Source organism: Barnesiella sp. ET7 (assembly GCF_024733785.1).
GTDB lineage: Bacteria > Bacteroidota > Bacteroidia > Bacteroidales > Barnesiellaceae > Barnesiella > Barnesiella merdigallinarum.
The window spans coordinates 92,521-115,727 of record NZ_JANRHM010000003.1; the positions used below are offsets into that span (position 1 = coordinate 92,521).

Genomic DNA, 23,207 nt, shown 5'->3' on the forward strand with positions numbered 1-23,207 from the left:
CTTTGCTCCCCGGTTGGGGACAAAGCGTTCGCTGCAATAGGATAAACCGCCTCTTATTTCGTCGATTTCTTGCGGACCGGTTTCTTCTTGGCCGGTGCCTTGTCGGCCTCCTCGATAATCTTCATGCAGTCGGCAAAAGAGAGCGAGGCGGGCTCGGTGCCCTTGGGCAGTTTGTAATTCTTTTTCTTGTAGGCGATGTAGGGGCCGAAGCGTCCGTTCAACAACTCGAGCTCGGGGTCTTCGTCGAACTTCTTGATGAAGCGCTGCTTCTCCTCCTCGCGCTTGTGCTCGATCAGGGCAATGGCCTCGTCGAGCGTCACGCCCTGCGGGGTGTACTCCTTGGGCAACGACACATACTTGCCGTCGTGCCGGATATAGGGACCGAAGCGACCGATACCTACCACCACCGTCTTGCCCTCGTAGTCGCCCAGCGTACGGGGCAGCTCGAAGAGTTTCAAGGCTTCGTCGAGGGTGATGGTGCTCATCGACTGACCCTTGAGCAGCGAGGCAAACAGGGGCTTCTCCTCGTCATCGGGGGTGCCTATCTGTACCAGCGGCCCGAAGCGGCCTATCTTCACCGACACGGGGCGGCCGCTCTTCGGGTCGGTACCCAGCACACGCTCGCCCACCTTGTGCTCCAGACGCAGCGCCATGGCACTCTCGACCACGGGGTGGAACAGTTTGTAGAAGTGGTCTATCTCGTCGCTCCACACGGTCTTGCCCTCGGCAATGTCGTCGAACTGTTGCTCGACGTTGGCCGTGAAATTATAGTTGAGAATCTCGGGGAAGTATTCGGTGAGGAAGTCGGTCACCACCACACCGATGTCGGTAGGCAACAACTTGCCCTTATCGGCGCCGGTAATCTCGCTCTTCTCGACCGCACGGATATTGCCCTTGCTCAGCGTAAGCAGGTGGTACTTGCGCTCAGTCCCTTTGCGGTCGCCCTTCTCGACATACTCGCGTTGCTGGATGGTCGAGATGGTGGGCGCATAGGTCGACGGACGGCCGATACCCAGCTCCTCGAGCTTGCGTACCAGACTGGCCTCGGTGTAGCGGGCGGGAGCCTGCGAGAATCGCTCGGTGGCGGTAGCGGTCGAGAGGGTCAGCGCCTCGCCTCGGGTCAGGGGGGGCAGCATCTTGTCGTTGCTCTCGGCATCGCCTTCGTCGTCGGTCGACTCCATGTACACCTTCAGGAAACCGTCGAATTTCAGCACCTCGCCTACGGCTACGAAATACTCCTTGCGCCCCGATATGGTGATGGTCGCCGTGGTCTTCTCCAGCTCGGCGTCGCTCATCTGCGAGGCGATGGTACGTTTCCAAATCAATTCGTACAACCGCTTCTCCTGCGACGACGAGTTGATTTCGCGGTGACTGATGTAGGTGGGGCGGATAGCCTCGTGAGCCTCCTGTGCCCCCTTGGTGTGGGTATGGTAGTTGCGGGTGTGGAGATATTTCTCACCCAGCGTTTTGATGATTTCGTCTTTGGTCGTATTGAGGGCGAGCGACGAGAGGTTGACCGAGTCGGTACGCATGTAGGTAATGTGTCCGGCCTCGTACAACCGCTGGGCCACCATCATGGTTTGGGCCACCGAGAATCCCAGTTTGCGGGCCGCCTCCTGTTGCAGAGTCGAGGTGGTAAAGGGGGCCGCGGGCGACTTGCGGGCGGGTTTCACCGTCACATCGCCAATCGAGAAAGCGGCCGTCTTGCAGGCCTCGAGCAGAGCCATCGCCTCGGCTTCGGTCTTGAGCCGCTGGTTCAACTCGGCCTTCAGCACCTCACCGCCGGGCAGGACAAACTCGCCCACTACCCGATAGGCAGCCTCGGGCTTGAAGGCGGCGATTTCGCGCTCGCGCTCCACAATCAGCCGCACGGCTACCGACTGCACCCGACCGGCCGAAAGTGCCGGTTTCACCTTTTTCCACAGCACCGGCGAGAGCTCGAAGCCCACGATGCGGTCGAGCACCCGGCGTGCCTGCTGGGCATCGACCCGGTGCATGTCTATATCGCGCGGATTGGCTATGGCATGCAGAATGGCATCTTTGGTAATCTCGTGAAACACGATACGCTTGGTCTTCTCGGGCTTCAGCTTCAGCACCTCGAACAGGTGCCAGGCAATAGCCTCTCCCTCGCGGTCCTCATCGGAAGCCAGCCACACCATATCGGCCTTGGCGGCCTCGGCCTTGAGGGTGTCGACCACCTGCTTCTTGTCGGCAGGTATCTCGTAAATAGGTTTATAATGGTCGTTAATATCTATGCTGAAATCTTTTTTCTTCAGATCCCGAATGTGACCATAGCTCGAGAGGACCTCGTAGTCCTTTCCCAGAAACTTCTCTATTGTTTTAGCCTTTGCCGGAGACTCTACTATTACCAAATTCTTCGCCATACACGCAACTTTCGTTCAAATTTTGCGCAAAAATAGGAAATCGAATTGTAAAACAGCCTTTTTTTCTACTTTTTTATTAAATAATGTATAGCCCGAGTATCGGAGACAAAGGTACCGCAGAGAGCGGGAATCAGAATTTGAAATCGACTCCGAACATGAAACTGATTCCCTGAGCCGGCATACCGTAGGCGATGTCGTATTTACGGTTCAACAGATTGTCGGTGAGACCATAAAGCGAGAACCAGGAGGTGAAGGCATACGAGGCTTTCACATGCACGAGGTGCATGTCGGGGATGGCGCCCAGCACGCCGTATTTGCGCACGGCGGCAAAGTCGTAACCCGCCTCGAGCGAGAGTTCAGCGAGCGGATTGTAACGCACATTCACCCCGCCTTGCCATTGCGGCCGATCATACGATACCACCTGACCGCCGCCCGTGGTGGTCCAGCGGCAATAGTCGACCCGGGCCGAAGCCTCCCACAGGGTACCATAGCGATACGAGAGGTCGAGACCGGCTTTCCAGGCATAGGCATCGATACCCCAGAAGCGCGACACGCCGGTAAACTGGCCGTCCACGGTCTGTTCGGGCACGAGGAAAAGAACATTCTTACCGATTTCGTAGCCGCCCGAAATACCTATCGAGAAGCCGCGCAGGGCGTTGACCCGCAGCCCCAGCCGGGCATCGAGCGGAGTATAGCTGTTGTCGACCACGGCCGAGGGATTGAAGTAGAGCGTACGGGCCGATACCCGATGCCAGGTATTCAGTTGCTTGCCTCCGGTGAGTAGGGTGTAGAACTGCAGGTCGGGCACGATGGTCCAGTCGAAACGCACATCGGGGGCAAAGCGGAAGATGGTGCCGTTGTTGAACGAGATGTCGGCCTTCACACCGGCCGAGAGCGACACCCGGTCGTTGTGCCAGCTGTACCGCGGATTGAGCGACAGCATGCCATAGCCCGATGCCGACGGCAACCGGTTGTAGCCCACATAGTCGAACGCGCCGTCGAGTGCTATGTCGCTGCTGGGGTCGATGGGAGCCACGAGGGCGAAATCGGCAGCTACCACATTTTCGGCAGCCCCCTTGTCGCCTTGCAGATAGCCCCGCTGGTAGCCATACCGATAGTAGGCCAGCGATGCCGAGTAGCGCAGTTGGGCATCGGGGTTGCTGGAGGCGATGCGGCTCTTGAGGAAGAAGCGGTTTATCTCCTGCCCGGGCGAAGCGATGCCCTGCACACCGGGGAAGCGCAGGCCGTAGTAGTTGAACGAGTCGTACCGATAGCCGCCCCGTATACCCAGGTCGAGCTTCTCGAACGAATGGCGATAGTCGGCCACCACCCGCTCTTCGAGCTGCCTCATCGTACGCGAGGTTTCATAGCCCGGCAGAGTCTGGTTGTAGTCTACCGAGCCGCAGGTCGAGCGGTGTTGCAGCCACACGCCCAACTGGACTTTCTCGCTTTGCAGGATGCGGTAGCCGGCATTGCCCACCATGTTCCAGTAATTGCCCAGACCGAAATCGAAATAGCCGCGCTTCAGGTTTTCGCGGGCCGGGTCGCCGAAACCGCCGGCCGGCAACAACACGGCGCGGGCCTCGAGCGGAGCCGGTACCGTCCAGTCGCTGTACTGTATCGACTGCCGGGTGACCGTAGGCGCCTCGACCTCGGGGAGGGTGTTGATTTTCGAGGCATCGCGCACGATGGGCGTAAAGTCTTTCTCTATGGTTACTTCCCGACGCAGCGAGTCGGCCTGCTGTGCCGACAGGGCGAAGGGAATGATCAGTATCGTCAAAAAAGAAAACCGTTTCATAAGTTACATGTATTGAATCGTTCTACTCCGTTTTTCCCAATCGGGCCAGCCGCTCGTCGATACGGGCACTTATATCGTCGTCGCTCGCCGGATAGTTGTTGCGCAGGCTCTGCAGATACTGCCGGGCCTGGAAGGTCTCGCCCCGCTTCTCGTAGATGTCGGCCATGAGCAGGAAGCCCCGGGCCAGCCAGTAGCTGTGCGGGGTGCCCTTGTCGATAAAGGCGTTCAGGGTCTTCTCGGCATTGTTGAGGGCTTTGTTGTCGAACTGATATTGGGCCAGCAGGTAGGCACTCTGTGCACCATACTCCGACCGCGTATCCTGGGCCAGTTCCTGCCAGTCGGCGGCAGCCTTCTCGCCCTGCCCGCTGTGGGCACAGGCATCGGCCCGGGCAAAGAGCACCTCCTGCCGCAGGTCGGGCGACAGCTTGCTCTCGCCCAGCAGACCTTCGGCGGCAGCGAGTACCAGGTCGTACTGCTGCTTGTTGCGGGCTATGCGCAGCATGCCCAGCCAGGCCGCCTGCTTGTTCTCGGCCGTCGTGGCCTTCTTCTCAAGGGCCTTGAAGCCTTCGAGAGCCTCGTCGTAACGGCCATTCAGATAGAGGATTTCGCACTTACGGGCCAACGACTCCTCGCCAAACTCGCCGTCGGGACTGTGGGTCACCACATAGTCGAACGAGGCGAGGGCCTTGTCATACTCCTTGGCGGCAAAGGCAGCCTGTGCCACATAGAAGTGGGCCGGCACCACAAAGGCCCCACCCGGGTAGTTGCGCAGATATTTCTCGAGCGAGGCCGCCCCCTTGCCCGTCATGTAGGTGCGCTCGGCAGCCATGTAGGAGAGCGAGTCGAGTTCGCCCACGGGTGCCTGTTCGGCCAGCCCCACGCGGTTGAGGTAGGTGGCATAGGCATCGACGGCATCCTTCTCGACATAGACCGACTTGAGGTCGGCCACGGCCACACGGGCCTCTTCGCTGGTAGGATAGCGCTCGATTACCTGCTGGTAGGCGGCTACCGACTCGTCGGTCTGGCCGTTGTTGAAGTAGACCATGCCCAGCTGCAGGCCGCCCTTGCGGGCTATCGCGCTCTGGGGATAGTTGTCCATCAGCTGGCGGTAGCTGGCTATGGCCTCGTTGTTGCGGTTGAGTATCGTATAGGCTTGTCCCTTTTCGAACCAGGCATTGGCCAGATAACCCGAGCGGGGATACTGGGCGATGAGCTGGTCGAGCAGTTCGATTTTACGCTCCTGATTTTTCTGCAACCCGGCCATGAATGCCTTCTGGAAGAGGGCGTAATCGCCGCCGGCCGGATAGGTCTGCTGCGCCTGTGCGTAATATTGCTCGGCATCGGCATAGCGACGGGCATAGTAGTAGCAGTCGCCGGTGCGGGCATAGGCATCGGCCACCATGCGCTTGTCGGCCCCCGTCTGTGCCGAGAGGTAGCGCGAGAAGCCGTCGAGCGCCTGCGCGAAGTTATGTTGCTTGAACTGGCAATAGGCCCAGTCGTACCAGGCCAGGGCATACATCTCGCTGCGCTTGTCCTTGCAGGCCGAGAGGAATGCCGAGTAGTTGCGGGCCGCGGCACCGTATTGCTCCTGACGATACAGGCACTCGGCGAGCCAGAACGAAGCCTTGGCGCGGATGTCGGCATCGTAGTTGCCCACACCGATAGCCTGGGTGAAAAGCTGCCGGGCCTCCTCGATGCGGGTATTGGCAAACGCCTCGGTACCCAGTTGGAACAGGATGCGCTGCTTGACGGCCAATATCTTGCTGTCGGGCCGCTGTATCTTCTCGATTGAAGCCAGGGCCGACCGGTAGTTGCGGGTAGTCATGTAGACCTCGACCAGGTAGTCGTTGATGCGGTCGGCATAGCGCGACTCGGGGAACTCGTTGAGGAAACGCTCGAACACCCCCACCGAATTGTCGAAGGGCGAGGCCGACCGGTCGTAGAGACAGAGGGCGTAGTTGTAGAGAGCCGTCTCGCGCACCTGAGTGTCGTAGTTGCCCTGCGAGGCCATCTCGAAGGCCATGCGGGCGTTGTTCTTGTCGCCGGCCCGCAGGTAAGCCTGCCCGATGTAGAGGTAGGCATTTTGCGACAGGGCATCGTCGGTGACAGTCACCTGGCCCAGATAGTTGATGGCCCGCACATCGTCGCCCTGACGATAGGCCATCACACCCATCGCATAGAGGGCCGAGCGTTGCGGCTGGCCAGTGCGTTGCAGATAGCGCTCGAGGTAGTCGGCGGCCAAGGTGTCGTTGCCTTCGTGGTAAGTACTCTCGCCCAACAGACGAAGCAACTCGGTATAGGCATCGGCATCGGTCGTGGTGTGCAAGAGCAACTCCTTACCCTCGCTCAACACCTGGGCAAAACGCTTCTGCTTGAAGTAGATTTGCAGCATGTGCAGCCGGGCCGAATAGCCGTATCGGGCATCGCCCGAGACCTTGGCAAAGTTGCTCAATGCCGCCCGGTCGTCGCCCTCGTTCATCTGGATATAGGCCAGATAGAAGGTAGAGCCGGTTTTGAATTTATCTTTCCCGATGAGAATCTGAAAGAGCGGTTTGGCCGACGCGGGCTCGCCGGTCTTCAACAGCGAACAGGCGGTGCGGTAACCCCAGCGGTCCTCCTCGTCGCCGGTGAGCAGACTCACGTTGATCGAGCGGTAGGCCTTCAAGGCCCGGGCATACTCCTGCCGGTCGTAATAATAGTCGGCCAGAGCCAACCGCGCCTGCAGAGTGTGCGACGACTCGGGGTATTCGCGCAGGAAAGCCGTCAGCAGACTTACCGTTTGCGGCGAATGGTTGCGGGCCTCGGCCAGCGCGATATACCAGTCGGCCGTCTCGCGCAACTCGCGCGGCAGGTCGCCCTGGCGCGCCTCCTGCATCACATCGGAGCAACCCACGTAGTTCTTCTCTTCGAAGAGAGAGATACCCCTGTTTATCAAAGCCTTGTAATCGTCGTAGGCCGGCACGCCCTGTTTCGTGGCCGCGAGCTGTCCCACACAGGCCATTCCCAAGATTGCTGCAATCGCTCGTTTCCTGAACATAACTATTTCGATTTAAGTTCCGAACTATCTACCCATTTATACAATTTGTCCGACGGACGTATCTTCTCGTCGACCCGCATCGAGAAGCGGTCGCCCTTTACGGCGGTCTCGACCGGTTTCAGGTCGACCCGTATCTCCTCGACCTTGCGGAAGAGGGCTCCGGTCGTGGGCCCGGTGATGACCACCTCGTCGCCTACGCTCAGCGACCCGCTCTCGAGCAGAAACTCGGCCACCCCCAGGTTGGAGAAGTATTTCACCCCCTTGCCTATGTAGACCTTGCGCTTGGTGGCCGCCGACCCGTAGTTGTGGGTCCACTCGCCCAACCGCTGCCCCAGGTAATAACCGTTCCAGAAACCGCGGTTGAATACCGTGGCCAGCCGCTGGTCCCAGTCGGCAATCTTCTCGTCGGTGAAGTCGCCGGCCAGACAGGCATCGATGGCCTCGTTGTAACACGAGACGACGGTACGCACATATTCGGGACCGCGGGCACGCCCCTCGATTTTGAACACCCGCACGCCGGCATCGATGAGTTTATTGAGGAAGTGTATGGTTTTCAAATCTTTCGGCGACATGATATAGGCGTTGTCCACCTCGAGTTCATTGCCGGTCTCCTTGTCTCTCACCTCGTAGGAGCGGCGGCAAATCTGCATGCAGGCTCCCCGGTTGGCCGAGGCATTCATCTCGTGCAGGCTCAGGTAGCACTTGCCCGAAACGGCCATGCACAAGGCCCCGTGGCAGAACATCTCGATACGTACCGGCTCGCCGCCCGGCCCCACGATGTGGTCGCGCTCGATGGCCTCGTGAATGCGGGTGACCTGCTCCAGATTCAACTCGCGGGCCAGCACCACCACGTCGGCAAAGCGGGCATAGAAGCGCAGCGCCTCGGTGTTCGAGATATTCAGCTGGGTCGACAGATGCACCTCGACCCCCACCTCGCGGGCATAGGTCATGGCGGCCACGTCGCTGGCGATAATGGCCGTGAGGCCCGCCTCCTTGGCCGCATCGACGATACGGTGCAGCAGGGCGATGTCTTCGTCGTAGATGACGGTATTGACCGTGAGGTAGCTCTTGATGCCGTGCTCGTTGCAGATGCGCACAATCTCGTGCAGGTCGTCGATGGTAAAGTTGTTGGACGAACGGGAGCGCATGTTCAGCCCCTCGATACCGAAGTAGATCGAGTCGGCCCCTCCCTGTATGGCGGCAGCCAGCGAGTCGTACGAACCCACAGGTGCCATAATTTCAAAATCGCTTCTCTTCATCATGAATCACTGTTATTTCCCGGTGATTATCTTTTTTATCTCATTCAGTTTGTTCAGGGCCTCGACCGGCGTGAGGTTGTTGATGTCGGCCCGCAGAATCTCGTCGCGCACCTGCGAGAGCACGGGGTCGTCGAGCTGGAAGAAACTCAGCTGCACGCCACCGCGCGACGAGGCAATCTCGGCCGTAGGTTTGGCCAGCCCCGTCTGCCGGTTCTCGTCCTCGAGCTGTTTCAAGATCTGGTTAGCCCGCTTGACGATGCTCTGGGGCATGCCGGCCAGCTTGGCCACGTGGATACCGAAGCTGTGTTCGCTGCCGCCCCGCACCAGTTTGCGCAGGAATATCACCTTGTTGTCAATCTCCTTGACCGAGACGTTGTAGTTGACAATGCGCTTGTAGGTGCGCTCCATCTCGTTGAGCTCGTGGTAGTGGGTGGCAAAGAGCGTCTTGGCCCGCGCCTTGGGATGCTCGTGTATGTGCTCGACGATGGCCCAGGCGATGGAGATACCGTCGTAGGTACTGGTGCCGCGCCCCAACTCGTCGAAGAGCACGAGGCTGCGCTCCGACAGGTTGTTGAGGATGTCGGCCGCCTCGGTCATCTCGACCATGAAGGTCGACTCGCCCAGCGAGATGTTGTCCGAAGCTCCCACGCGAGTGAATATCTTGTCGACAATGCCTATGCTGGCCGCCTCGGCGGGGACGAAACTGCCTATCTGCGCCATCAGCACAATGAGGGCCGTCTGCCGCAACAAGGCCGATTTACCGGCCATGTTGGGACCGGTAATCATCATAATCTGCTGCTTGTCGTTGTCGAGCTCCACGCTGTTGCTAACGTAGCTCTCGCCCGGGGGCATCTGCTTCTCGATGACCGGGTGGCGCCCCTCCTTGATGTCGATGGTGAGCGAATCGTTAATCTCGGGGCGGATATAGCGGTTCTCGACGGCCGACTTCACAAACGACAGCAGGCAGTCGAGCCGGGCTATCAGATTCGAGTCGAGCTGGATGGCCGGGATGAACTCGGTGAGGGCCAGAATCAGGTCGTTGAACAGCTGGGCCTCCAGCGAGAGTATCTTCTCCTCGGCCCCGAGTATCTTCTCTTCATACTCCTTCAGCTCCTGGGTGATGTATCGCTCGGCATTCACCAGGGTCTGCTTGCGCACCCAGTCGGCCGGCACCTTGTCCTTGTGGGTATTGCGCACCTCGATGTAGTAACCGAACACGTTGTTGTAGCCCACCTTGAGGCTGGGGATACCCGTGCGGTCGCTCTCGCGCTGCTGCACATGCAGCAGATAATCCTTGCCCGAGGTAGAAATCTCGCGCAGGTCGTCGAGTTCGGCATTCACCCCCTTGCGGATGATGCCGCCGCGGTTGGAGACGTTGGGCGCATCGGGCACAATCTCCCGCTCGATGCGGTCGCGTATGCTCGCGCAGCAGTTGAGTTGCTCGCCTATGCGTTGCAGCACCGGCTCGTCGCTCTGCTCGCACACCGCCTTGATGGGCTCGATGGCCTGCAGGGCCACCTTGAGCTGCACCACCTCGCGGGGCGAGATACGCCCCACGGCCACCTTCGAGATGAGCCGCTCCATGTCGCCGATGGTGTCGAGCTGCGGGTCGATAACCTCGCGAGCTTCGGGGTGGCGGAAGAAGAACTCCACGCCATTCAACCGGTCTTCGATAGGCTTCACATCCTTCAGGGGGAAGATAATCCACCGCCTGAGCATGCGGGCACCCATGGGGGTGACGGTGCGGTCGATGACGTCGAGCAGACTCTTGCCCCCCTCGTTCATGGGGGCGAGCAGTTCGAGGCTGCGCACCGTAAACTTGTCGAGGCGCACATAGCGCTCCTCCTCGATGCGGGAGAGCGAGGTGATGTGCGAAATATGGGTATGTTGGGTAATGTCGAGGTAGTGAAGCAGCGACCCGGCCGCAATGATGGCACAAGGCATGTTGTGCACGCCGAATCCCTTGAGGTTCTTGGTCTCGAAGTGGCGCAGCAGGCGGTCTTTGGCAGCATCTTCGGTATAGACCCAGTCGTCGAGTTCGAAGGTGAAGAAGCGGCTGCCGAAATGCTCTTCGAAGAGTTTACGCTTGGTGCGCTCGAACAGCACCTCCTTGGGGGCGAAGTTGCCCAGCAGTTTGTCTACATAGTCGTAATCGCCCTCGGCAGCCAGAAACTCGCCGGTCGAGATGTCGAGGAAAGCCACGCCCACCTTGTTGTTTTTCCCGAAGTGAACGCCGGCCAGGAAGTTATTCTCTTTATGGTCCAGTATATTGTCGTTGATCGACACACCCGGGGTCACCAGCTCGGTGATACCCCGCTTCACCAGCTTCTTGGCCAGCTTGGGGTCTTCCAGCTGTTCGCAGATAGCCACCCGCTTGCCGGCCCGCACCAGTTTGGGCAGATAGGTGTCGAGGGCATGATGCGGGAAGCCCGCCAGCTCGACATATTGCGCGGCACCGTTTGCCCGACGGGTAAGCGTAATTCCCAGAATCTCAGATGCCACGATGGCATCGTCCGAAAAGGTCTCATAGAAATCTCCCACCCTGAACAGCAATATGGCATCGGGATGCAGGGCTTTCATCTCGATGTACTGCTTCATAAGCGGAGTTTCAACTATTTCCTTGGCCACAATCTATTTCTTTTATCTTCTTGTTTTCTATCCTGTTTAAGAGAAACAAAGGTAGCGATTTCGGCCGAATTTGCGAAATAAAAAAAATGTAAACGCCGTTTTATTCCCTCCCGGAAACCCGACAACGGTGCAGCCGGGAGCTCCCGGCGCACCGCTATACCTTCAAAAATATCTGTTTGCGATACAGAAAATAGAGGAAGACCCAGCAACAGACCACATACCCCGTACGAAGGAGCAACTCACCCGCCGGCTCTCCGGCATATTCGCCTGCCCAGCAAGCCAGCCCGCCGAACAGGAAACGATTCAGATGCGAGAATCCTATCATCGGCTGGGCCAGATAGATGGTGATGGAGTTGAGACCTATCACCCGGAAGAAGAGGGTCCACGACCGCCTGCCCCGCACATCGATTACATAATAAAAGAGGGCAAACAACAGAAACGAGAGCCCTCCGGCAAAACAGGTAAACGAACTGCTCCACAAGGTTTTATTGATAGGGAACCATTGATTCCACACCCACCCCACGGCGACAAGCCCTGCACCTGTCCCCGCCAGCCACAGGCTCTTACGGGCTCCGCTTCCCAAGCGGGCAGAACGGACCATCTCGCCGGCATACATACCCAACAGGGCCGTTACTATGGCAGGCAGGGTACTCAACAATCCCTCGGGGTCGAAACTGCCATCGTTCAACCGTCCCGGCAACAGACAGCGGTCTATGTATCCCGCCAGATTGCCTTCGGGCGAAAAGGGCGAGGCTCCCGGAGCATCGGGCGCAGGAACAAAAGCCAGCAACAACCAGTAGCCGAGTAGAATCAATGCGACGAATAGATACTGCAACCGCTTCGACAACCGCATGTAAATCCAGGCCCCGACCATCCAGGCCACCCCGATACGCCCCAGTACACTGGCCACCCGCAAATCGGCAAAATCGAACTGCAACAGGCCGTTATAGACCATGCCCAACACCACGAGGGTCACCCCCCGTCGCAATACTCGCAGGCCGATGCGGCGGTCGGGCACCCCTCGGCTGCGCTGCTTGGCGAGCGAAAACGGGAAAGAGATGCCCGCAATAAAGAGGAAGAGGGGGAAAATCAGGTCGTGCTGTGTAAAACCATCCCAGACCGTATGCGACATCTGCCCCGCAAGCCATTCTCCAACCTCGGTCGGGCAACATCGGTTCAAAGCGACCACCCACGAGGCAAACCCCATGATAAACAGCATGTCGAATCCCCGCAAGGTATCCAACGACAACAATCGTTCTTCTCTCTTCGTGTCCATATTCCTACTCTTTTTTATATGGTATACAGACAACGCCACCGATTTATCCAACCGAACAGGGCAAAAAAACAAAGCGGAAGGTCGACCCCAACAGTGGTCTCTCCCCTCCGCTCCATATCACAACGGGATACCCGTTATCCGTTCGCTATCAGTTATACAGCCCGTAGTTTTCGTGGCCCGAGATAAAGTCGATGCGATTTTGGATCCACTCTTTCAACTTGTCGAGGTTCTCCCTGAAATTAAACGACCCCTCGGTCCGACCCGGCTCAACAGGCCACACCACTCCATTCTCAATAGCCGAGGGCTCTATCTGGTCGGCATACTCGTCCATGTATTCCAGCAGTAAGGGATACAGCTCGGTCTTGAAATGGTCGAATTTCTCTTTATAGAGAGCTCTGAACTCGGGGGTCTTGCTGATTTGCATCAGGAACGGACCACCGTATTGCGGATAGTCGAACATCTCCAGCAACAGTTTGTCGGTCACCTGGTTCTCCACCCCGTCGTTGTAGGTAAAGCCCCAGTCAAAATCCCAAATGGGACCAAAGTGATAGACATCTTGGGCACTGGCCTTGTAGAGATAGACGCTCTTGGGCCACACGGGCTCGCGATTGCCGCACACGTTATAGACTATCAGGTAGTTGACAAGCGACTCCATATCGAGGCTGGTTGAGAGATCCTCGCCCATAAAAACCTTGCGCTCAAACTCGGTAAAATCATCGCCCCAGGTGGTCAACAGCGACTCGGGGGTCACCCCCTTCAACTCGGCAATTTCGCTCAGGTCGGGATCTTTCACCATCATGGGCAGGTTGTAGTAGCGCGACCAGAACTTGTAGTCCTCGTCAAAGTTGGTATCCATCTCAAACAAGATGCCAGTCTCTTCGTCGATATCGACACTCGCCCCCGTGATGCCAATCTTCTCGGTGATGAAGTATGCCCCCTTGAAGATACCGTTGAAATAGACCCGTATCGGCTGGCAATGGTTGGTATAGGGCATCTCGAGCAACTGGCCTATCTTCAAGGCGATGGCATTCCGCATGAGCGTACAGTCGATGTAGTTGGCAATCAAGGCGTAGCTCTTGGCCTTGGCCAGACCGCAAATGGCGATCTTCTTGTCGAATTTCAACCGATAGGGTTTCTTCACATAGTTCCAGGTACTGTTGCCCCGCCCCTTGATCGAGACGGCCGTAGGTTCCAGATCGTCGACTACACCGTTGCCGTCGATACTGATCATGGCATCGAGGTAGAGCTCCTTGTCATAGAGTTCGCTCAAGTTGGGATAGTCGGGTATCGTGATGTACACGGTGGGAACATTCGTGCCCACGGCACAGCGGTCTATATCGGAGAGAGCTACCGACAAGCGGTTCTCTTTCGTGTTGACAATGAGACTGTCGAGCGAATCGTCGCTATCGGAGAGGCGATGTGTCATCTCGGTAATCTCCGTAGCCTTTACCGAATTGAAATCGACATCGTTGTGGTATATGTGAAGCCAGGGGTGAGCCTGTTGGCCGTATACCCAAAGCGGCAGCAACAGGAGAAGGAGGAATAGTTTTTTCATGTTTTTCTATTTGAACTACTGGTATGGATACTCTTGTTTATAACTCTCTACCGGGAGGATTATCCCCGTGGGGCGACGATAATCTTGCGCGATACCTGGCCGTAGCGGACCACATAGGCCCCGCCGGGCAACCGGTCGAACGCCAGGCGGAACTCGCCGTCGACCTGCTCGTCGGCCACCAGACGGCCGTTCAGGTCGTATACCTGCACCGTAGTCCCGGCAGGCAACCCGGTTATCTGCAACGACTCGGCTGTCACGACAAAGGTCTCGGCCGTGACCTCCTGAATACCCGAAATAGCCCGCTTGGTATAGCGAAAGCCCGAAATATCGGCCAGGGCAAAACTGTTGTCGGACTCTTCGCTCTCAAAAACGAGGGCATCGTCGGCAAACCGCATCGTCAAATCGGGAGAGAGCACCACGCTCACCACCGTGTTGTCCTTGTACTCCACATCGACTACCTTTTTCAAGGTATCGGAGTACAGCATAAAATTCAGGCATAAGAATATGCCCAACAAGCCTATTTTCTTCATTGCTAATGTTATGATGGTTATATTTTTCAGTTATCAGTTTAAGGATTCTCAATTGCATCATCTTCCCGCGAAGGACATCAAGGTCTCCTTTTCGCGGCAAAAATAGATATTTTTCTTAAATTGTCTTTATCCCTATCCCGGTTATCTGCTTCGCCGGCGAAAAAAACGCCCTTTACTCAACGGTCGCCCCAGTTCTCGCGGTCGAGGTTGCGGTAGTTCACCGCCTCGTTGATGTGCTGCACCTGCACCGTCTCGCATCCGTCGAGGTCGGCAATGGTGCGAGCTACCTTCAAGATACGATCGTAGGCTCGGGCCGAGAGGTGGAATCGCTCCATGGCATCCTTCAGCCGTTTGAGCCCGGCGGCATCGGGTGCGGCATAGCGGTTCAGCAGTCGGGGAGTCATCTGGGCGTTGCAGTAGATGCCGGGATACTCGGCAAAGCGGGCGGCCTGAACCTCCCGGGCGGCCACAACACGCCGACGTATCGCTTCGCTCGACTCGGCCGGACGGGTATCCGATATTTTTTCGAAGGGTACGGGCACAATCTCTACCTGTATGTCGATGCGGTCGAGCAGCGGACCCGATATTTTTCCCAAATAACGCTGTATGGCCCCCGGGTTGCAGATGCACTCCTTGTCGGGGTGGTTGTAATAGCCGCAAGGGCAGGGGTTCATCGAGGCTACCAGCATCACACTGGCCGGATATTCAATCGAATATTTGGCCCGGGCGATGGTGATTTTGCGGTCTTCGAGCGGTTGGCGCATCACCTCGAGTACCTGACGCGAAAACTCGGGCAACTCGTCGAGAAAGAGCACCCCGTTGTGGGCCAGCGAGATTTCGCCCGGCTGGGGATAGGCACCGCCACCGACCAGCGCTACCGACGAAATGGTGTGGTGCGGTGCCCGGAAGGGACGTTGCGACAGCAGTGAACTACCCCGCTCCATACGGCCGGCTACCGAGTGTATCTTGGTGGTCTCGAGGGCCTCTTGCAGGGTAAGCGGCGGGAGTATCGACGGCAACCGCTTGGCCATCATCGACTTGCCGGCCCCCGGAGGTCCTATGAGTATGATGTTGTGCCCGCCTGCAGCAGCTACCTCGAAGGCGCGCTTCACGCTCTCCTGTCCCTTCACGTCGCTGAAGTCGAGGTCGAAACGGGTGCACTCCTTGAAAAATTCGGCCCGGGTGTCGATGACGGTCGGTTCCAACTCCACCTCTCCATCGAAGAAACGGATCACCTCGGTGAGGTTCTCCACCCCGTAGACCTCGAGGTTGTTCACCACGGCCGCTTCGCGCACATTGGCCTTGGGGATAATCAACCCCTTGAATCCCTCCTCGCGGGCCTTGATGGCGATAGGCAGAGCTCCCTTGATGGGGAGAATGGAACCGTCGAGCGAGAGTTCGCCCATGAGCATGTAGTCGCCCAGGCGGTCGCTCTTCACCTTGCCGTCGCCGGCCAGGATGCCGATGGCCAGGGGCAGGTCGTAAGAGGCCCCCTCCTTGCGGATGTCGGCAGGCGACATGTTCACAATGACTTGTCGACGTGGAAATTTATAGCCGTTGTGCTCTACGGCCGAGACAATGCGTTCGTGGCTCTCCTTGACTGCCGCATCGGGCAGCCCCACCATGAGAAATCGAATCCCCTGCGAGCAGTTCACCTCGATGGTGACGACCAGGGCGTCGATGCCCTGCACGGCTGCTCCGAAAACTTTCACCAACATAGTAATAGATTTAAGCAGGTTATATACACCCGATTAGGGTTTAATCATCCGGTCGATGCAGGCCTGGGTCGAGTCGGGCGACAGACCTCGTGCCACCACCCGGCCCGTCGAATCGGCTACCAACAGATAGGGCAGGCGGTGTATGTCGAGCCACTTCACCCCGGCATAGAGGTAGCCCCCCTTGGCCCACAACCGGGTCCACTGCACGGTGTCGGGGGATACCGTCCGGCGCCATACGGCACTGTCGCGGTCGAGCGACACATCTATCACCTGCACGGCGGTATCGTAGCGGGCGGCCATATCGCCCAGGAAAGTTTCGTAGCCGCGGGTCCCGGCCGTCTCGGCTGCCCAGAAACAGAGCAGCGTGGCCCGGGCCTCCTGGGCATCGATTATCCACGAGGTATCGGCCACCGTGACCAGCGAGAGGTAGGGCAATACCGAATCGGCTTTCAACGTATTCTCAAACTCCCGATAGCGCACCAACGGAACTCCGGCCCCACCGGCCAGCACCCCGGGGTCGAGCAGGGCAATGAGCGAATCGCAACGGGCCTGATCGGCCTCGCCCAGCAGATAGTTGCTCAACAGGATGGCGCTCACGGGCGAGTCGCGATGCTTGCCCACATAGTCGGCCACCACCCCCTGCAGCTCCCGGCACAACTGTTCGTACCGAGGGGTGCGCGAACCCGAAGCCGAGGCGTTACGCTCGGCCAGCCAGGTTTGCAACAGCTCCTTGTTCTCCTGGTTGAACTTGAGCAGCTCTTTGTTCAGAGAACTGCCCTTCACCTTCAGGCCGAAGGGGTCTTGCCCGTCGCCCGAAAGCTCGATGCGGTCGCCGTTCTGCACATAAATCTGGGTAAACGGAGTCTTGTCGAAATAATAAAACTGAATGGGAATAAGCTCGGCCGACGAATTTTTAAAGGCGATATATCCGTTTTGCGGACGCAGGGTATCGACCACGATACCGCTCTCGGTGCTGTAAACCGCATAGACAGGCCGACCGCCCAGGTTGTTGAGGGTCCCCTCGACCGAAAACTCGTGACTTTTGCCTCCACAACCGCTCAACAGCAGCACCCCCACACACAATATTGCTCCTATCTTGCTCATGTAAAACCTTTTTCTTTTCTTGCAAATGTACTCGATTTGCGGGAGAAGCCAAACTTTATCGGTCAAAACCCTCGACCGAGCCCGAACTTTCTGGAAAAAACGACAAAAAAGAACGACCTTTTTGACTATATATCTCCGAGAAGTTAGCCTATATTTGCACCTCCAAAAGGAGGTACGACGCAACACCATGTGAAAACGCGGTTTTCACTTGTAGCGGTTAATCCTTTTCCCTTTTGGTAGAATACAGGATACACCTTTTGGTATAAAAATCAAGCGAGCTTATTTTTATACTCCCGACTTTCTATATATTTGCAAAATATCTTATACCTTGTCTATGAAACGTTTTGCCATTCTCCTCCCCTTGCTCCTTCTGGCAGTCGTCGCCAATGCCCAGATACGCAACAATGTACCCAAGTACAATCCCGACAGCGTACGCGAAGAGCTGGACAAGCGCCCCTACTTCTCGCTTTTCAAAGACAACTATTTCATCGTGGGTTCTACTCTGGGCGGGAGACCCACCGGACAAAATTCGGATGTAAAATTTCAGTTGAGTATCAGCCAGCGACTCACCAAGAGCAAGCTGCCCTTCGATACCTACCTCTTTATCACCTACACGCAAAAGGCTTTTTGGAACGTATTCCAAGAGTCGCTCCCCATGTATGACCTCAACTTCAATCCGGGCATAGGCCTCACGCACCCGGTCATCTACCACGACCGCTTCATCGGACAGGTCACGCTCCTCGTCGAGCATGAGTCGAACGGAAAAGACAGTATCTGGTCTCGCAGCTGGAACAAAATTTCGCTTATGGGTGCACTTGCCGTCGATCACAACGTAGAGCTGCAATTCAAAACCTGGATACCCATTATCGACAGCGGCAACAACCGCGACATACTCAAGTATTGCGGCATCTTCCAACTGGCCGGCAGCTACCTGAGCGACAACCGCCGATTCGGAGCCTCCATCATCCTCACCAAACGCAGCGGCTGGAACTTCAACTTCAACACCGTCGTCGAGTTGAGTGCCCGCCTCTTCCCCAACGAGAACCAGTATCTCTTCCTGCAATATTACAACGGCTACGGCGAGGGACTGCTCGACTACAACAAGTTCCACTCCCGGCTGCGTATCGGGTTCGTCATCAAACCCCAGAATTTCAGCAACTTCTAATCTCTCTTTCCCGATAAAATACTAAAGGCATCCCCCAACAGCCTCGCCGAATTACCCCTGTCGAAAACGAGCGAAGGGTGCACCCGTTCGAAAATCGCAGGCACACCCTTCGTATGGTTCCGTTTCGACCGGTCTATCGGTCAGTCGAGATTGAAGGCTTTCTTCACTACATCCACATAGTCGAGTTTCTCCCAGGTGAAGAGCTCTACCTCGCGCACCACCGGCTCGGTGTTGTAGTGCGACGTGAAGGTCTTGACCACCGTCTGCGGTTTGCGACCCATGTGGCCATAAGCCGCGGTCTCCTCATAGATGGGGTTACGCAGCTTCAACCGCTCCTCGATAGCCCGGGGACGCATGTCGAATATCTCGCCCACGCGACGGGCAATCTCGGCATCACTCATCGGCACATGCGATTTGCCGTAGGTATTCACATAGATACTTACCGGCTCGGCCACCCCGATGGCGTAGGATACCTGCACCAGAATCTCGTCGGATACACCAGCAGCCACCAGGTTCTTGGCAATGTGCCGGGCGGCATAGGCTGCCGAACGGTCTACCTTCGAAGGGTCTTTGCCCGAGAAGGCGCCACCGCCGTGACCACCCTTGCCGCCATAGGTGTCGACAATGATCTTGCGACCCGTGAGACCGGTATCGCCGTGAGGCCCGCCGATGACAAACTTGCCCGTGGGGTTCACCAGCAACACCAGCTGGTCGTCGAAGAGAGCCCGTACCCGCTCGGGCAACTGGGCTATCACGCGGGGCAAAAGCACCGTCTTCACATCGTTATAAATGGTCTGCAACATCTCGCGGTCGGCAGCATCCTGTGCCTCTTTCGAGCCATCGACCGGCGTCACGAACTCGTCGTGCTGGGTCGAGATGACGATGGTGTGCACGCGCACCGGCTCGTTCTTCTCGTTGTATTCAATAGTCACCTGCGACTTCGAGTCGGGACGCAGATACGACGTCACCCGCCCCTTGCGCAGATAGGTCATGGCCGAAGCCTCGCGGCGAATCGCAGCCAGCTCGACGAGCAATAGGTGCGACAAATCGAGCGAGAGAGGCATGTAGTTGTCTGTCTCGTTGCAGGCATAACCAAACATCATGCCCTGGTCGCCGGCACCCTGCTCCATGGCATCGGCACGCTCCACGCCCCGGTTGATGTCGGCCGACTGTTCGTGAATGGCCGAGAAGATGCCGCACGAGTCGGCATCGAATTTGTACGAGCTCTTATTATATCCAATCCGGTGAATTACCCGACGGGTCACCTCCATCAAATCGACATAAGCATTCGATTTAACCTCGCCCGCCAAAACGACCTGCCCGGTCGTCACAAGGGTTTCGCAAGCAACTTTCGAGTTCGGGTCATAGGCCAGGAACTCGTCAAGCAAAGCGTCCGAAATCTGATCGGCCACTTTATCGGGGTGTCCTTCCGACACCGATTCCGAGGTAAACAAATAGTTCATTTCTCTCTTGAATAAATAGTAAATACTTCTTTTTCAAGGAAGAACGACTGCAAAGCCCACGAAAGTAAACTGATTTTGATAAAGCCGGACGGGCCTCGGCGAGACCCCGTAACGCAGTTTTAGCATTTTTTTTCGTGGTTGCAAGCAGCCAAATCCTTCCACAGTTTTTTGTAATTGCGCGGCAAAGATAATATATGCCGCGAGCAATACCAAATTTTATCGCTCTTTTCGCAACGAATTTTCAATTTGCCACGACAGCTACCGCAGCAAATACGGCATTCTCTCCCTGGATGTTACCGCCCCTCCAGGCCGGCCAGTATCTCGGCAGCCGTCTTGCCCAGAACGGGGTGCATCCACTGCGGGGCAATCTCGGCGAGAGGCTCCATCACAAAGGTGCGCTTGTGCATGTAGGGGTGAGGAAGCACCAGCGCATAGGTGTCGAGCACCTGGCCGTCGTAGTCGAGCAGGTCGATGTCGATAAGCCGGTCGGCATAACTGCCGTCGCTCCGCCGGTGGTCCTTGCTCCCCAACTCTCGCTCGATGGCCTGTACGGTCGAGAGCACCTCCTCGGGCAGCAAATCGGTATCGACAGCCATGGCCGCATTGCAAAAGGTATGTACCGACTGGTACCCCCACGGCTCTGTCTTGTAGAACGACGACACGGCTACAACCGTGCCTACCCGCTTGCCAATCCGGTCGATGGCTTTCCTGATGATTTGCTCCTTATTCCCCAGGTTCGAGCCTAAGCCCAAGTATACTCGCTTCGCCATGATATTTATCTCTTTTTTGCGCTACTAAGATAGCAAAAAGGGGCTTTTTTGCAAAAATCTTTGGTTTAAATTTTTGATGATTTTGAACATATCCGAGAGAGCGACAACTGTCGGGACGTTGTCCGATGTATCGACCATGACACCTCCATAAACAACAGAACATTGCCCCACCTACTGACACCTTATACACCTACCCGTGCACAGCTATCTTTATAAAAGATAGAGGGTTGTACCAAAAAAATTTTCCGATTTTGCTTGCAGGCTCTCACTCCATTCACTACCTTTGCCTCTGCACAGTCTCGCCACTGCAGGCGGCAGACTGTAAATTTTGATCATATACAACAAATGATTGTCAAAGAGATGTATCACGCAACAAGCTTTCGAGTCTGGTTCGCGCCGTAGGGCATGAACCCGACAAGATTGTACCCGCACTCGCAGGGAGCGGATTTGTTGCGTTCTTTGACGTAATCGGAAAAGTTACGTTCGTTTCGTCCTGGGAAACGAGCGTGGTTCAGTTGTCGTTTTCGCGTGAGGCGAAGAGGGCAGCGCACAATTCTTTTTCTCATTTTTTCACCTTAAAATCATTTGTTGTTATGAATAATCCTCTGACTTTACGAATCATGCGTTCGCTCGACGATTCGCTCGAGGGACCCGAATATGCTATCAATCTGCTGATTGCCGAACTCTCGACCGACACTCTGCCCGACCCGGTGCAAGAGGTGTCGATTCGCATCTACTCTACCCGTTATCAACTGCTGGGTGCCGACGTGTGGCAAAAACCCAACGGCCGAAAGGCACCCCGCAAGATACGTTTCCAACTGGCCTCCAGCTCCTATTGGCTCGAAGATTGCTGCCACCTGTTTCTCTATTGCAACGGACTCCTGCGGGGCTACGCCTCGTTTGCGCTGTTCAGCGACTATGACAAGTGGGAAAACATCGCCCTCGAAGAGGCTGCCGACCACCCCGAAGCGCTCTTCTTCGTCGGCCACCTGTGCCTCCAACCGTGGTGGAGCCGATTGGCTCAGGGGTCGATCTCGCCCACAGCCATTCGCAAACTCATCGACAGTCTGCTCTGGTACACCTCCGCTCCCTCCCCGAAGCGGCACTGGGTGGTATCGGGCGACGAGGCGCAGGCGGCTGCTTTTGCCACCAGCATTCTGGCGGCCAGCCTCACCGACAGCCATCCGAAGGCCTGTTGCCGGTTTGCCCTCAACGACCTGCTATCGGGCCGCTTGAGCTGGTCGCTGTTGCGAGACAACCTCGACGACAAAAAGACGGTCGTGGTGCAGGTCGATCGCATGGGCACCAGCACCTGTAACGAAAACATGCTCGACTTGCTGAGCGACTGGCTCAAGAGTGCCGATGCCCTGCCCTTCGTGTTCCACGGCTCGGAAAAGAACATCGACTTGCTGTTGCAGTATATCCCGGCTCTGGCCGACCTCTTCGACGAGCATACGACCTTTGCTCTGTCGGAGATGCCGGACAACTCGATATGGAACGACGACGAGGAGACAGAATTGCCGCTGCCCGAGGAGGCCGGCGTCTGCGACCTCAGACAGCCCTGCCCCGAAACGACCGACACCTCGTGCAATGCCACTCAGAAACTGGAAAGACTCATTGGCCTCTCTCAACTGAAGGCCGACATGCAGGATGCCTGCCTGGCGGCCCGGTTTGCCCGGGAGCGCCGCGAACTTGGCCTCGACCCCCACGAAGAGAATCGTCACCACATGCTGTTCTATGGCAACCCGGGGACCGGGAAGACTACGGTGGCCCGTCTGGTAGGCGAACTGTATCATCAAATGGGAGTGCTCTCGAAGGGGCACACGGTAGAGACCTGCCGCACCGACCTGGTGGGCGAATACATAGGTCACACCGAGAACCGCATGAAGGAGGTGCTGGAGCAGGCCCGGGGCGGGGTGCTCTTTATCGACGAGGCCTACACGCTGGTGGGCCGCAGCAAGGAGTCGAACGACTTCGGCAAGGAGGTGATTCACGCCCTGCTCCCCATCCTGTCGGAACCCGACCCCGACCTGATTGTGATTCTGGCCGGCTATGAAGAGAAGATGCAGACTCTGCTCCAGTCGAACCCGGGATTGAAGGATCGCTTCCCCCTGAAATTCTATTTCGAAGACTATACCAACGACGAACTCTACGCCATTGCCTGCCAGACGCTGCAAGATCGGGGATTTGTACTGACCCCTGCTTCCGAACAGCGGCTACGGGCGGCGATTGCCCGAGCTACCGCTCACCGCGACGCCCACTTCGGGAACGGCCGCTGGGTGCACAACCTGATAGAACAGGGCATTGTCAAAAGCATGGCTCGCCGCATCATGTCCATTCCCGGCCACGACCGTACCGACCGGGTGCTGCTCAGCACCGTAGAGGCGACCGACATCGACGAAGCCGAAGCGCGACTGGCCCTTCGCCCCGACTTGAGAGTTCCTCAGCCGGTACGTGTCGGATTCAGAGCCTGACCGTCCCGAAAACCCAACATTAAAAAACAAGAGGAGGCCGCCCCTC

Annotated in this window: 14 protein-coding genes; 2 read left to right on the forward strand and 12 right to left on the reverse strand. The window is 57.1% G+C overall.

Annotated elements, in window-relative coordinates; translation table 11 throughout:
• Positions 1-53: 53 nt before the first annotated feature.
• From topA to NW211_RS02940, 10 genes are all read right to left on the reverse strand, one after another.
• Complete coding sequence (topA, locus tag NW211_RS02895) at positions 54-2,384, reverse strand: type I DNA topoisomerase (protein WP_087407972.1); 2,331 nt, start codon at positions 2,382-2,384, stop codon at positions 54-56.
• Between the two features lie 130 nt (positions 2,385-2,514).
• Positions 2,515-4,182: a TonB-dependent receptor gene (locus NW211_RS02900; protein WP_258326850.1), complete on the reverse strand. Its 1,668-nt coding sequence runs from the start codon at positions 4,180-4,182 to the stop codon at positions 2,515-2,517.
• A 22-nt stretch (positions 4,183-4,204) separates the two neighbouring features.
• On the reverse strand, positions 4,205-7,219 hold the full coding sequence (locus NW211_RS02905; protein ID WP_258326851.1) for a tetratricopeptide repeat protein: 3,015 nt from the start codon (positions 7,217-7,219) through the stop codon (positions 4,205-4,207).
• A gap of 2 nt (positions 7,220-7,221) precedes the next feature.
• The gene (locus NW211_RS02910) at positions 7,222-8,478 is read right to left on the reverse strand and encodes a peptidase U32 family protein (RefSeq protein ID WP_258326926.1); all 1,257 of its coding nucleotides are present in this window, start codon (positions 8,476-8,478) and stop codon (positions 7,222-7,224) included.
• A gap of 12 nt (positions 8,479-8,490) precedes the next feature.
• Positions 8,491-11,076 carry a DNA mismatch repair protein MutS gene (mutS, locus tag NW211_RS02915; RefSeq protein WP_375379569.1) on the reverse strand — a complete coding sequence of 862 codons (2,586 nt, stop codon included), beginning with the start codon at positions 11,074-11,076 and terminating at the stop codon, positions 8,491-8,493.
• A 184-nt stretch (positions 11,077-11,260) separates the two neighbouring features.
• Complete coding sequence (locus NW211_RS02920) at positions 11,261-12,382, reverse strand: acyltransferase family protein (protein WP_258326853.1); 1,122 nt, start codon at positions 12,380-12,382, stop codon at positions 11,261-11,263.
• 148 nt (positions 12,383-12,530) lie between these two features.
• Entirely contained in the window at positions 12,531-13,937 is a 1,407-nt protein-coding gene (locus tag NW211_RS02925; RefSeq protein ID WP_258326854.1) for a CotH kinase family protein, read from the reverse strand.
• 59 nt (positions 13,938-13,996) lie between these two features.
• On the reverse strand, positions 13,997-14,467 hold the full coding sequence (locus NW211_RS02930) for a T9SS type A sorting domain-containing protein (protein WP_258326855.1): 471 nt from the start codon (positions 14,465-14,467) through the stop codon (positions 13,997-13,999).
• Positions 14,468-14,643: 176 nt separating this feature from the next.
• On the reverse strand, positions 14,644-16,185 hold the full coding sequence (locus NW211_RS02935) for a YifB family Mg chelatase-like AAA ATPase (protein WP_258326856.1): 1,542 nt from the start codon (positions 16,183-16,185) through the stop codon (positions 14,644-14,646).
• 33 nt (positions 16,186-16,218) lie between these two features.
• A complete protein-coding gene (locus NW211_RS02940; protein ID WP_258326857.1) occupies positions 16,219-17,289 on the reverse strand; it encodes a DUF4369 domain-containing protein in 1,071 nt (356 codons plus the stop codon).
• A 334-nt stretch (positions 17,290-17,623) separates the two neighbouring features.
• Between NW211_RS02940 and NW211_RS02945 the strand changes: the two genes are divergently transcribed.
• Positions 17,624-18,454, forward strand: a complete 831-nt coding sequence (locus tag NW211_RS02945; RefSeq protein ID WP_087407962.1) for a phospholipase A — start codon at positions 17,624-17,626, stop codon at positions 18,452-18,454.
• 140 nt (positions 18,455-18,594) lie between these two features.
• Here the strand turns inward: NW211_RS02945 and metK are convergent, their stop codons facing one another.
• Complete coding sequence (gene metK, locus NW211_RS02950; protein WP_258326859.1) at positions 18,595-19,917, reverse strand: methionine adenosyltransferase; 1,323 nt, start codon at positions 19,915-19,917, stop codon at positions 18,595-18,597.
• 293 nt (positions 19,918-20,210) lie between these two features.
• Positions 20,211-20,687, reverse strand: coding sequence for a 2-amino-4-hydroxy-6-hydroxymethyldihydropteridine diphosphokinase (gene folK / locus NW211_RS02955; RefSeq protein WP_087407959.1), 477 nt, complete (start codon positions 20,685-20,687; stop codon positions 20,211-20,213).
• A gap of 593 nt (positions 20,688-21,280) precedes the next feature.
• Between folK and NW211_RS02960 the strand changes: the two genes are divergently transcribed.
• Positions 21,281-23,161, forward strand: coding sequence for an AAA family ATPase (locus NW211_RS02960; RefSeq protein WP_258326860.1), 1,881 nt, complete (start codon positions 21,281-21,283; stop codon positions 23,159-23,161).
• Positions 23,162-23,207: the final 46 nt, after the last annotated feature.